The following is a 12,603-nucleotide window of genomic DNA, read 5'->3' on the forward strand; positions in this document are numbered from 1 at the left end:
ACTGAGGTCAGGCGGCCGGGCACTTCTCATGCCACCTTGATGACGACCTTCCCCGAGGCGTGGCCGTTCTCGACGGTGGCGAGGGCGGCCGGGGCGTCGGCGAGCGGATGGACCGCGGTGATCACGGGTGCGAGGAGTCCGTCGAGGGCCAGCCGGGCCGACCGTTCCAGGTTCTCGCGGTCGACGCGACGCTCGACGAAACGCCCGCCGAGATCGGCCACGGACATGTCACCCACGGCGATGACGTTGCGGGGATCCTGGACCAGCGGAGCGACCGTCCGCAGCGAGGTGCCCCCGGCGAGGTCGACGATCCCGTCGAAGCCGTCCGGGACCAGCTCGCGTGCCGCGGCGGCGACGTCCTCGGCGGTGTAGTCGATGAACCGCACCCCGAGGGCCTCGGCGTACTCGCGTTTGGCGGTACTCCCGGTGCCGATCACACGCAGTTCGCGCCCGCTGGCCAACCGGGCGACGGCGAGGCCGACCCCGCCGCCGACTCCGTTGACCAGGACCGTGGCACCGGCCGGGAGGCCGAGCTGGTCGAGCGCGTCCACCGCGGTCGTCCCGGCCACCGGCAGCGTTGCCGCCACGGTCGCGGACAGTCCCTCCGGGATGCGCGCGGTGTTCGGCGCGGACAGCACCGTCGTCTCGGCGTAGGTGCCGCCACCGGTGAGAGCGAATCCGAAGACCGCGTCACCCGCCTCGAGCCCGTTGACGTCCTCGCCCCGGGCGAGAACGGTTCCGGCTGCCTCCATGCCCAGCACGCGGGGAAACGGACGCCCGCCGTCGAGCCCGTCGACCAGCCCCGAGCGCAGGAGGTGGTCGAGGGGATTGACGCCGGCGACGTCGACCCGGATCAGCACCTCGTCGCGACCGGGGACGAGGTCGGGACGATCGAAGAACTCCTGCACCTCGGGCCCGCCATGCCTGCTGAAGCCCCACGCCTGCGCCATCTTCCGCCGCCTCTCGTACGACCGACCCGGTGATCCGGGCGTTGTCGCCATCCTCACCTCTGACATCGGTGTGAGGGGCAACCGGCTGAGACGCAGATCACAGCGTCAGGCCGACTGCGCCGCCGGCTCCGGGGCCGTGGACAGCTCCGCCCGGTGTCGGCTGTTGGCCCTGATCAGCACGTCGAGCGCATCCCGGGTCTCGATCAGGCGCGCGATGTCGGCGTCGATCCGGTCGCGTTCGCGCACCATCGCCGCGAACGTCTCCTCGGCGACGCCCAGGTCACCCGGGACGTCCACACACGGCAGCACGGTCGCGATCACCCTGCTGGACATACCCGCGTCGAACAGCCGGCGGATGAGTGACACGCGCTGGACCGCACCATCGGAGTAGTGACGCTGCCCCGCGTCGGAGCGTGAGCTGGTCAGCAGGCCCTGCTCTTCGTAGTACCGCAGTGAGCGCGGACTCACGCCCGTGCGCTTGGACAATTCGCCTATCCGCATCCCTGAGAGCCTACGCCCGCGCGGGTGGCGCGCGCCGGGCGGCAACGCGGTTCCCGTCGCCGCCATGACCGCTGCCGTTTTCACGGCCGTGACGCGCGGAGGACAACTGGCACTGGTCCTGCCTGTGCCCGTTCGGCGAGCGCCCCCGTTTCAGGCGGACCTGTGGCGGGCGCCGCCCTCGACGTGGATCGTCTCGCCGGAGACGAAGCCCGCGCGCAGGAGCCACATCACCGCCTCGACGACGTCCTCGCTCTCACCGTGACGCTTGACGAGGGTCCCCTCCGCGCTCCTGTTGAGCAGAGCGGTCTTCTTGTCACCGAGGCGGTCCCACGCGCCGGAGTCCACGACGCCCGGCGACAGGGCGTTGACCCGGACGGGTGCCAGATCCGCCGCCAGGTGACGCGCGGCGAACTCGACCGCTCCGTTGGTGACCCCCTTGACGAGCGATCCGGGCCCGGGGCGCCAGCCGACCACACCGGAGAACAGCACCATCGACCCGGTCGGCCGCAGGATCGGCGCGAAGTGCTTGGCCACCAGCATCGGGCCGACCACCTTCGCCGTGAACGCGGCCAGCAGCCTGTCACGGTCCAGGTCGACGGCGCGCACGTCGTGCGGCGCCGAACCGGTCGTGACGATGTGGTCGACTCCGTCCCTCAGCCGGTGCGCCGCGGCCGCGAGCGTCGACTCGTCCTGCAGGTCGACCCGTACCGCCGTGGCACCGATCTCACCCGCCAGCGCGTCGGCCGCGGTCAGGTCACGGGCACCGACGATCACGTCGTACCCGTCCTTCGCCGCACGCCTCGCGACGGCCGCGCCCAGCGTCCGTGCGCCTCCGATGACCAGGATCCGCTCCATGCCTTTTCCCTCTCCCTTTCGTAGGAACGGACCTCACGGTATAGATTGGATACCGGTATCTTCAACGAAACCGGAGCAGCGATGGGCAAGGCGTACAACGTGATGGCAGCCACCTGCCCGAGCCGCACGGTGCTGCACCGCATCGGCGCCCGCTGGACGGTGTTCGTCGTCAACGCCCTCGCCGACGGGCCCCGCCGCTTCACCGAACTCAAGGGGCACATCCGGGGCATCACCGCGAAGGCGCTGACCGAGACGCTGCGCTCCCTGGAAGCCGACGGTCTGATCAGCCGTCACGATCACGACGAGAACCCGCCCCGCGTCGAGTACGCCCTGACACCACTGGGCCACTCCCTGCTCGTCCCGCTGCGCGCCGTACGGCTCTGGGCCGAGGAGCACGTCCCGGAGATCGAGGCGGCCCGCTCCCGCCGGCCGGTCTCCTGACCCGGACACCCCAGGCGCACCTCGCGCATTGACCGTCACCACGCGCGGTGTCAGCAAATATTCGAGAACCCTGTTCCGGAAACAACCGTTCGTGTACTCTCATCGCCGGGCTCAGCACAGGACCAGGCGTTTGGGGGGAAACGTGGTTCCGTTAGGATCTGGTGGCTCGTTACGTCCCGGCGAAACTTTCACGAACGCACCGAACACGACGAGCTTACTTCTCGCAGAACTCACCAGAAATGGAAGGTTGTCCTTCCGCCTCGCCTGTTCTCGGCTGACCGCCTGGGAGCACCTGCTCGTCCAGCACGTCCTGGGCAGGCCGGACGTCGAGTTCGTCACGGAACCGGCGCCGCACGCCCGCGGCACCGTCGCCGTCACCCGGTCCGCGCTCGCCGGTCTGTCCTTCTGGGCCCCCGGTGAGCTGCCGGAACCCGGCGCCGAGCGGCTGGGCAGCCTGCTCGTGCCACCCGAGGTCCTCGACGTGGTCGCCGAGGAGGCCCGGGTGATCGAGGCCCGGGAGGCCGCCGAGCGGCACGAGGCCGACACTCTGCTGGACCGGTGGGAGACGAGCGGCGAACTCGACGGCCGGCTCGTCCAACTGGCCGACTGGGTGGAAAGAGTCGAGACGGTTTACATCCTGATCGGCCGGGACGTGTTCTCGAAGTCCGACGCGGGAACGAACACCCTGACCCGGGAAAGACTCCTGGCGAATCTGAGGGAACGCCCCGTAGGCGACTGGCGTCCGACCGACAGGCTTTTCGTGGTACTGGCCTACTGCCTTTTCGTGAGCGGCCGTTCCGTGCGATTCGAGGAATTCAACGGAAGTCAGCTTTCCGCGACCCGGCTCCGCGATTTCCTCTTGAACCGCTGCGCACAGTACTGCGCCGCGCTGGGGCGCGAGCCGGACAACGCGCACGCACTCCCGTTGCTGGAGCTGGCGGAGCTCGTCCGCACCCTGATGCACGAGGTCGACCGGACACCGATGATGCGCTACCGGCGGATCAACGGGTTCACGTTCGTGAAGAACGAACGCCTCGTCGAGTTCCCCCTGCCGCGCGACCCGGGGATCATGCCCGATCTGGTCGCCCAGTACGGCAAGCTCCATCTCGGGGTGTCCCCCTCCGGCCAGGTCCGGGGAGACCTGCGCGCGATGACCCTGGCCGCCACCGAGATCGACGCGCAGGCCGGCCCCGGTGAGCAGAGCGCCATCGGCGAGCTGCTCGGCGCGATCGTCCTGTCGGCGATCCTGTGCACCGACGCCGACTACGGCATGAGCAGTTCCGTGCGTGACCTGGCGGGGCTGCGCGGGGCCGAGCCGGGCGGACCGGACGGCGTGCTGGCGTTGAAGAAGGGCGACTTCTTCTGCTGCTGCCTGCCGCACACGACCCGCATGGCCGAGGCCGGCGACGACACGACACCGATCCTGTGGCGGTCCGCCCAGCGGATGATGTACAACCGGTGGCACTTCGCCCCTGGGGAGTTCGCTCGCGCGGACATCCCGGACAAGCGGCACTACTTCTTCCCGCCGCAGGTTCCCGACATCGCGGAGCACTCCGAGCACCACCACGGCGGTCACGTCGCCTCGCGCGTGCGCTACACGATCCGCGCGCCCGGCGCCCAGGTATGGCACCCGCCCTTCACGGTCTTCGGTCACGGCTACCGGGGGTGCTACGACATCCGGCTGGTCCGGATGGAGGGCCCGCCGTTCACCATGGCGGAACTCCTCGAAGCGGTACGGCACTGCTCCCTCGTCGACGAGATGTGGCGGACCCTCGCCCAGGGCCTCCAGGACGGCACCGTTCCCGTGCGCCCGGTGGGCGGCTTCGACAAGGTCTGGTACGAGTCACGCGGCTGGGAGCGGCTGCGGCCCTACTCCCTCGCGACCCGTCATCTCGCGGGCGCACCCCCCGGATGACGGCGCCGTCGGCCGGGGCGGCCCGGTCGACGGCACGGCGCGGCCGGCGCGGCCGTCCCCCGTCCTTCCCCACCGGCAGCGGCCGGCCGGCGCCCACCCGCCGCGCCCGCCGATCCCAGGAGGTTCCGTAGTGGCTGAGCAGAGCACCGGCCCCGTCCCCGGCATGACCGCGCCCCCGGACGTGGTCAGCACCATCGCCCTGACGTCATGTCAGGACACCGCGCACCGGTGCTGGTTCCGTGAGGAGGAGGGGATGGGCTCGCTGTCCCTGGCCGAACTGGACCGTGGCGCTGCCCGCGTGGCGTGCCGTCTGCATGCCGCGGGTGTCCGGGCGCGGGACCGGATCGGGATCATGTCCCGGAACCGGATCGAGTGGGTGCTCCTCGACCTGGCCGCGGTCAAGCTGGGTGCGGTCGTCGCGGGTGTGGAGCCGGGTCGCTACGATCCCGAGCAGGTGATCGCCGACTTCGGTCTCGCCTTGCTCTTCACCGAGAACGAACCCGAGCGGGGCGCCGTACGGGACATCGGTGGCATCAGGGGGTGGGCGCAGGACGAAGGGACCGACCCCGCGGCACTGCCCGCCCGGGAGGCCTACGACCCGGCGGACGTCTTCGCGATCAAGCAGACCTCGGGAAGCACCGGTGTCCCGAAGGGCATCGAGGCGACGGTGGCCAGCGTGAACCGGTCGATGGCCGCCGTCCAGGAGATGTTCCACCACGGGGACGGGGACAACGTCCTGGTGTTCCTGCCCACGCGGTTCCTCCAGCAGCGGTACTGGATCTACTCGGCGCTGGTCAACGGACACGACGTCACCCTCGCCGACCGGGTCACCGTGTTCGAGGTGGCGCAGGCCGTCCACCCGACCGTGATCATGGGTGTGCCGGGTTTCTACGAGCAGGTGAAGGCACGCGTCGAGGCCGCCGGCGCCCCGGCCGACCCGGTCGCGCGCCGCGCCGCCGTCCAGGCCGAACTCGGGGGCGCCGTCCGCTACCTGTGGACGGGCTCGGCGCCCGCCGGGCGGCCCATGCTGGACTTCTTCAACGACTGCGGCGTCCCGCTCTACGAGGGGTACGGCCTCAACGAGACCTGCATCGTCGCCAAGAACCACCCGGGGGCCGTCCGGGTGGGCAGCGTCGGCAAGGTGCTGCCGCACAAGCGGATCCGCTTCGACAAGGACGGCATCCTGATCGTCGGCGGTCTCGACCCGGTCAACACCCGGTACACCTGGTGCGGGCCGGGCGCCAACGAAAAGGTGTACCTGCCGACCGGCGAGGTCAAGACCTTCGACATCGGCCATGTCGACGAGGACGGCTTCCTCTACATCGACGGCCGGGTCGACGACATCGTCACCCTGAGCAGCGCCCTCAACATCCTGGTGCCCCTGGTCGAGGAGCGTCTGCGGGAGATACCGGAGATCCACGACTGCGCCGTGTTCGGTGACGGCAAGCCCTTCCTGACGGCCGTGGTGTCACCGGCCGCCCCCGACACCGACCCCGAGTCCCTGGCGGACGCGGTCAGCCGTCTCAACGAGCAACTGCGCTACGAGCAGCGGATCTACGCGGTCGTGGTGGCGGGCGAGCGGTTCTCCGTCGACAACGGTCTGCTGAACGCGCAGTTCAAGCTGGTGCGGGCCGAGATCGGCCGGGTCTTCGGCGAGGATCTCGATCTCGTCTACCAGAAGCACGCGGTGTACAACGACGGCTCCACGGACGGGGCCCCCGTCCTGGTGACGGCGGCGGTCGGCAGGCCGCGGACGCAGAAGGCGGAGGAATGATGAGCTGGGAGAAGCTGGCGAACACGGTGCTGTCCAACGACCGGGTGACGCTGCGACGGGTGCGGATCGGCGACGTCGAGGAGTTCTCGGGCATCGCCTACGAGCCCGAGACCTGGGAGTACTTCGTCACGCGTGTCAGCTCGCCGGAGGATCTCCACGCGTTCGTGGAGACCGCGATCAAGGACACCCTCAACGGCAGCCGTATCGTCTTCGCCATCGTCGACAACGCCACCGGACGGATCGTCGGCAGCAGTGCCTACGGAAATCTCGCCGAGGCGGACCGGCGGATCGAGATCGGCTGGTCATGGGTCTGCGGGGCGGCCCGGGGCACGGGTGTGAACCGCGCCGCGAAGCTGGCACTGCTCGACCATGCCTTCTCCGAACTCGGCTGCGAGCGCGTCGAGTTCAAGACGGATGTGCTGAACCTCCGGGCCCGGCGCGGACTTGCGGGCATCGGCGCGACCGAGGAGGGCGTCCTGCGGAGCTTCAACTACATGCCCGGAGGCCGCCGCCGCGACGTCGTCTACTACAGCATCCTGCGCGACGAGTGGCCCGACGTGCGCCGCGAGCGCTTCGGCCAGGTCGACGCGGGCTGAACCGGCACCAGTCAGCAGCACCGACACGGGGGGATGGACACGTTGGACACGGAGGACTTCGTCTTCGAGGGCGACGGCCGGAAGCTGGTCGGCACCCGTACGGCTCCGGCCGACGGGTCCCGGCCCACCGTCCTGGCCCTGCACGGTCTCGGCGTCACGTCGAGCCGCCACCGCATCCGCTATCTGCTGGACGCCCTCTCACCCCACGGCCACGGATGGCTCACGTTCGACTTCTCCGGCAACGGGGACAGCGCGGGCACCCTGGCCGAGTCCACGCTGCGCGGGCGCATGGCGGAGACGCTCGCCGCGGCGGCCCAGTTGGACACCGCCGTCGCGCCCGTGCTGGTCGGCACGAGCATGGGGGCGCATCTGGCCGCGTCGGCGGTGCCCCGGCTGCGGCCCCGGGCGCTCGTGTTCTTCTGCCCCGCGGCCTACCCGGCCGACGCCGCCGACCTGCGCTTCGACGGCAGCCTCACGAGGCCGGGCCGCTACCCGGACTCGCCTGCCTACGCCGGCCTGCGCGAGTTCGACGGCGACCTGCTGATCTTCGCGGCCGGTCAGGACCAGGTGGTCGCTCCCGCGGTCGTCGACGGATATCTGGAGAGCGCGCGGCGGGCCCGCTCGACCGAGGTCGTCCGGCTGGACGGCTACGACCACTTCGTCCACCGACGGCTGCCCGACCACCCCGAGGACCGGGACCGGGTGGTGCGGGCGATGCTGCGTGTGCTGTCGGCCGACGCTCCCACCTCGCAGAGGAGTTGACCACGATGGGGACCGAACCCAACTACTTGAAGCGCCGTGACGTGGAGAGCCTCAGGGCGGTGGAGGCCGCCTTCCGCTCGGGCCCACTCGCCGACTCCCTCGCCTCGGCGCCGGACATCGAGCGCCGCCGCGGTCTGACCCGCGAGGAGTTCGACAGCGAGTACCGCGCGAAGGGCCGACCGGTCGTCCTGGAGGGGTACGCGGCCCACTGGCCGTCCGTGCGGACCTGGTCCTTCGACTCCCTGGCCGAACGCTGCGGCTCCGTCCCGGTCGTCGTGGACAGCTACAGCAGCAAGGCCGCCAGGTCGACCACGTTCGGCGAGTTCGTGACGCTGCTGAAGGAGAGCGCGGGCACCGGTGCTCCCCCGATCTACCTCCAGGAGTGGTACTACAAGACCACCGCCCCGGAGCTGGCCGACGACATGCCCGAACTGGACATCGCCCAGTACGACTTCCGGCGGAACCTGTACGGCGACGCGGGCTCGACCAACCACCAGCTGTGGCTGGGGCAGAAGGGCGGGATCACCCGGCTGCACCAGGACTCCTACTCGGTCGACGTGCTGCACGCGCAGATCGTCGGCGAGAAGCTCTGGTACATCATGGGCCCCGACTCCGAGCTGCTGCCCGGCCCCGACGGCGAACTCGACGTCCGGGCCCTGCTCGACTCCCCCGCGACCCAGCTCACGCGGTTCGTGCTGCGCCCCGGTGACGTGCTCTACCTGCCGGCCTGGTGGTTCCACCGGATCGAGCTGCTGAGCGACTCGATCGGGCTCGGCCGCAAGGCCCTCGACGAGGCCAACCTGCGCCTGCACGTCCGCCAGCGGATCGGTGAACTGCTCGCGCTCGCCCTGAACCCGGACGAGCTGCGCAGGACGCACTCCGAGCTGTTCGACGTCGTGATGGCCCGCGGCCGGGCGCTGGCCCATCAGATGGACATCGACCTTTCCAGGTTGCGGCAGTGAGCCGGACACACCACCGACGCTCCGCGACGGCGAGCGACGACGAACTGGTCGGGAGGCATACCCGGTGACGGGACGACACGTACTGCTGGTCGGCGGGCGGGGCCACGAGCTGCCCAAGGTACGCGGGCTGGGCCTTCGCTACTCGATGATCCAGATCCCCGAACGGGCCGACCGGGAACACGCGGCGGCGGCGGAGAACTACACCGTGCTCGACTACCGCCGGCTCGACACCATCCTGCCGGTCGTCCGCGCCTGGCATGCGGCTGACCCGTTCGACGCCGTCCTGTCGTTCACCGAGTACGGCCTGGAGCCGGCGTCCCGGTGCGCGATCGACCTCGGCGTGGCGGGCGACAACCTGTCGGCCGTGCTGCTCACCCGGGACAAGACCAGGACGCGCGAGGCACTGGCCCGGCACGGGCTCAGCCCCGTACGGCACCGGGTGTGCGCCGCACCGGCCGACGCACGGGAGTTCATGGCCGGTCTCGGCGGCTGCGCGATCGTCCTGAAGCCGCCGGCCGGCGGCCTCAGCGAGGGCGTCTACCTGGTCGGCAGCGAGGCGGAGCTGGCCGAACGCTGGTCCTGGACCACCCGGTGGACCGAGGGACCGGTCCTCGCCGAGGAGTACCTGGAAGGCCCCGAGTTCAGCGTCGAGTCGGTGTCCCAGGACGGCAAGCACGAGATCGTCATGGTCACGGAGAAGTGCACCTTCGGCACCCCCGGCTTCGTCGAACTCGGCCACCAGATGCCGGCCCGGCTCGACGGCGCCGACCGGGAGGCGATCGACTCCCTGGTCCTCCGCTTCCTCGACGTGATCGGGCAGCGGACGGGCCCGGTCCACACGGAGGTGCGTCTCACACCGGCCGGGCCCCGGCTGATCGAGGCCCAGACGCGGGTCGGCGGCGACCAGATCTGGGAGATGACCGAACTGGTGACGGGTGTCGACATGATCGCGGAGACGCTCGCCGGACTGCTCGGTCTCCCGGCGCCCGCCCGTACCCCGCGCGCCCGGGCCGCGGCGATCCGATTCCTGGCCTTCGAGAACACCACCGTCACGGAGGTCCGGGGCCTGGACGAGGCCCGCCGGGCACCCGGTGTCCTGAGGGTGCTGTGCACACTGGCGCCCGGACGCACCCTCGGAGCCGTCGTGTCCTCCGATTCCCGGCAGGGCTACGTCCTGTGCGAGGGCGAGGACACACCGGACGCGGTCGCCAAGGCCGAGGCCGCACGCGACCTGGTGCGGATCGAGCGGGCCCCGCTCGCCCAGGCATGAGGCCGGACGACGCCATGGAGAACACCGCGGGCGCCGGCCCCACGAGCGCCACCCGCTCCATCACGCTGCACTACTTCATGACCAACCTGGGCCTGTTCGGCCTGCTGTCCACGCTCGCCGTGTCGTTGACGGCGGCCGGGTTCGACGGCGGGCGGACAGGTCTGCTGGTCCTCGTCTTCACCATCGCCAACAAAGTGTCCAAGGTGTTCCTCGCCCGCTGGCTGGACAGGATCTCGGCGGCCCGCTCCGTCCTGCTGGGCTGCCTCACCGCGGCCGTCGGCTTCCTGGGGCTGCGGATCGCCGGCGGCCTGGCCGCGACGGCGGCGACCCTGGCCCTGGCCGGCCTCGGCGTCTCCGTCAACGCCCTCGCCAGCAAGCAGCTCGCGGCCGACGCCAGCGACCGGTCGGGCGACCGCGCCCGGATCTTCTCACTGATCAACGTCGCGGTGAACGTCGCCTCCGCGGTGGCGGCGCCCGTCGCGCTGTTCTTCGTCCAGCGCCACGAGCACGGACAGGTGCTCACCGCGGTCGCCGCGATCTACTGCCTGGCCGGGGTGACCACCTACCTCAACTACCGCCTGCTGATGCCCGACAGCCCGGTGCGGGCCCCCGACTCCTCGTTGCGCGGCTACCTCACCGTCCTCCGTCTGCCGGGCATGCGGCCGTTCATGCTGATCAACCTGCTCGGCTGGTGCTGCTACGGCCAGCTGTTCAACGCACTGGCCCTGCACGTGTCGGCCATCCCGGGCGCGAGGGACCGGCTGGGCTGGCTGTACACGCTGAACGCCCTGCTCATCGTGGTGGCGCAGCTGGGTGTCACCCGCCTCGCGGAGAAACTGTCCAAGGGCCGGGTGACCGTCACCACCGTCGCGGCGTACACGTCGTTCGCGCTGGGCTTCGCCGCGATCTACCTGGTGCCCGGCTTTCCGGGGGCGGTGGTCGGCGTGGTGCTGTTCACTCTGGGCGAGATGATGTTCGTACCGACCATGGACGTCCTCCTGCTCGGCCTGCTCGGCCGGCAGAGCCGGGCCCTGGGCTACGGCGTGTTCTCGATCGCCAACGCCGTCGGCGAGGGCGTCGGCGGCGGCCTCGGAGTGGCGGTGTACCGGTGGCTGGCCGGCAGCGGGCACGGCCCGGACTTCTGGCTGATCGCCACGGCGCTCGCCGTCGTGGCAGCGGCCCTGGCCCGCTGGCTGAGCGTCACCAACGGGAGCCTGCGCTCCCTTTCCTCCCGCGAGGAGCCCAAGGTGGCAGCCGACTGAACAGGGCCGACCGGTCCACGACGCGAAGGGTGCGACATGCGAGTTCTGGTGGTGGGCACCAACCGGATGTGCCACGACCGTCTGCACGCGCAGGGACACGAGCTGGTGCTCCTGGTGCCCCGGGGACGGGCCAGTCCGCAGGACCCGGCCGGGCCCTACCGACACGTCGTCGTCCTCGACGACGAGGCCGACACCGGCCTGTGGACCGGTGTCGCCCAGGTGTTGCACGCCGCCGCGCCGTTCGACGCCGTGGCGGCCTTCAACGAACACACGTACCGCATCGTGCGGGCCGTCAGCGACCGGCTGGGGGTACCCACCGTGGTGGACGTGGAACTGTTCGAGCGGGTGCTGGACAAGTCCAGGACCCGGGAGATCCTGGACAAGCACGGCGTCCCGGGCTGCCGCCACCGTCTGGCGCGCGGACGCGAATCCCTGCCGGCCGCCATCCGGGCGGTGGGCCTGCCGTGCATCGTCAAACCGGTGGACGGCGAGGCCAGCGCCGGGGTCGCCAGGATCGACTCGCCCGCCGATGTGGACGCCGCGCTGCTCCGCCTGGGCGAGGAGCAGGTCGAGCGTGGGGTCATGGTCGAGGAGTTCCTGGTCGGCGCGGAGTTCAGCGTGGAGGCCGTCTCGGTCGGCACCCGCCACCACGTCCTCGCGATCACCAGGAAATTCAGGGACGACCGGACGTTCGTCGAGCGCGGGCACCTGGTCCCGGCCCCACTGGACGCCGCCGACGAGGAGGCCGTCACCCGTTACGTGGAACGCGTCCTGGACGTGCTCGGCTTCCACGACTGCCCCTCGCACACCGAGATCGTCCTGACGGACCGGGGGCCGCGGATCATCGAGACCCACAACCGCATCGGCGGCGACGCGATCATGGACCTGGTGGAACTGGCCACCGGGGTGGACGTGCACGACCTGGTGGCCCGGCAGAGCATCGGTGAGGACGTCTCGGCCCTGTTGCCGGAGCCCGTCACGGCGCACCGCGGCGCGGCCGTCTGGTACGCCGACCCGTCCGGCCCTCCGACCAACACCCTGGTCGAGGTGCAGGAGGTCGAACGCGTCCGGCGCCTGCCGTCCGTGCACCGGGTCGACCTGCTCAAGCAGCCGGGTTCCCCGCAGACGGCCGTCCTGCAGAGCGGGGACCGCTCCGCTCGTGTCCTGACCACCGCCGACACTCCCGCGGAGGCCCTGCGCCACGCCCAGGAGGCCGTGCGTACGCTCAGGTTCGTCTACAGCTGGTCCGCACCGGCCACCGACCGCGGGACGGTGTGACCACCGGGGCCGCCTCGGTGGGGCTGCCCGGCGCCGT

12 protein-coding genes are annotated in these 12,603 nt (G+C 70.8%); 9 read left to right on the forward strand and 3 right to left on the reverse strand.

Annotated elements, in window-relative coordinates; all coding sequences use genetic code 11:
* Positions 1 to 26: 26 nt before the first annotated feature.
* From AB0G52_RS33985 to AB0G52_RS33995, 3 genes are all read right to left on the reverse strand, one after another.
* Positions 27 to 950 carry an NADP-dependent oxidoreductase gene (locus tag AB0G52_RS33985; RefSeq protein ID WP_361341859.1) on the reverse strand — a complete coding sequence of 308 codons (924 nt, stop codon included), beginning with the start codon at positions 948 to 950 and terminating at the stop codon, positions 27 to 29.
* Between the two features lie 105 nt (positions 951 to 1,055).
* Entirely contained in the window at positions 1,056 to 1,451 is a 396-nt protein-coding gene (locus AB0G52_RS33990) for a MerR family transcriptional regulator (RefSeq protein WP_132891765.1), read from the reverse strand.
* A gap of 150 nt (positions 1,452 to 1,601) precedes the next feature.
* On the reverse strand, positions 1,602 to 2,306 hold the full coding sequence (locus tag AB0G52_RS33995) for an SDR family oxidoreductase (RefSeq protein WP_132891766.1): 705 nt from the start codon (positions 2,304 to 2,306) through the stop codon (positions 1,602 to 1,604).
* A gap of 81 nt (positions 2,307 to 2,387) precedes the next feature.
* On the opposite strand from AB0G52_RS33995, the gene AB0G52_RS34000 reads away from it, so the two are divergent.
* The 9 genes from AB0G52_RS34000 to AB0G52_RS34040 all read left to right on the forward strand — a co-directional run bounded on the left by AB0G52_RS34000 (position 2,388) and on the right by AB0G52_RS34040 (position 12,566).
* Complete coding sequence (locus tag AB0G52_RS34000) at positions 2,388 to 2,747, forward strand: helix-turn-helix domain-containing protein (RefSeq protein WP_132891767.1); 360 nt, start codon at positions 2,388 to 2,390, stop codon at positions 2,745 to 2,747.
* Positions 2,748 to 2,994: 247 nt separating this feature from the next.
* A complete protein-coding gene (locus AB0G52_RS34005; protein WP_361341864.1) occupies positions 2,995 to 4,662 on the forward strand; it encodes a hypothetical protein in 1,668 nt (555 codons plus the stop codon).
* Between the two features lie 130 nt (positions 4,663 to 4,792).
* Entirely contained in the window at positions 4,793 to 6,436 is a 1,644-nt protein-coding gene (locus AB0G52_RS34010; RefSeq protein WP_361341867.1) for an AMP-binding protein, read from the forward strand.
* Positions 6,433 to 7,032, forward strand: a complete 600-nt coding sequence (locus tag AB0G52_RS34015; protein ID WP_361341870.1) for a GNAT family protein — start codon at positions 6,433 to 6,435, stop codon at positions 7,030 to 7,032. The genes AB0G52_RS34010 and AB0G52_RS34015 overlap by 4 nt, the downstream gene beginning before the upstream one ends.
* Before the next feature lie 33 nt (positions 7,033 to 7,065).
* The gene (locus tag AB0G52_RS34020) at positions 7,066 to 7,794 is read left to right on the forward strand and encodes an alpha/beta fold hydrolase (RefSeq protein WP_361341873.1); all 729 of its coding nucleotides are present in this window, start codon (positions 7,066 to 7,068) and stop codon (positions 7,792 to 7,794) included.
* Positions 7,795 to 7,799: 5 nt separating this feature from the next.
* Positions 7,800 to 8,756, forward strand: a complete 957-nt coding sequence (locus AB0G52_RS34025; RefSeq protein WP_132891771.1) for a cupin-like domain-containing protein — start codon at positions 7,800 to 7,802, stop codon at positions 8,754 to 8,756.
* A gap of 64 nt (positions 8,757 to 8,820) precedes the next feature.
* The gene (locus tag AB0G52_RS34030) at positions 8,821 to 10,026 is read left to right on the forward strand and encodes an ATP-grasp domain-containing protein (protein WP_361341877.1); all 1,206 of its coding nucleotides are present in this window, start codon (positions 8,821 to 8,823) and stop codon (positions 10,024 to 10,026) included.
* Between the two features lie 14 nt (positions 10,027 to 10,040).
* Positions 10,041 to 11,288 (forward strand): MFS transporter, encoded by a 1,248-nt coding sequence (locus AB0G52_RS34035; protein WP_132891772.1) that lies wholly within the window; start codon positions 10,041 to 10,043, stop codon positions 11,286 to 11,288.
* Between the two features lie 36 nt (positions 11,289 to 11,324).
* Positions 11,325 to 12,566 (forward strand): ATP-grasp domain-containing protein, encoded by a 1,242-nt coding sequence (locus tag AB0G52_RS34040; protein WP_361341880.1) that lies wholly within the window; start codon positions 11,325 to 11,327, stop codon positions 12,564 to 12,566.
* Positions 12,567 to 12,603: the final 37 nt, after the last annotated feature.

This window comes from Streptomyces sp. NPDC021562, from assembly GCF_040640875.1.
Lineage (GTDB): Bacteria > Actinomycetota > Actinomycetes > Streptomycetales > Streptomycetaceae > Streptomyces.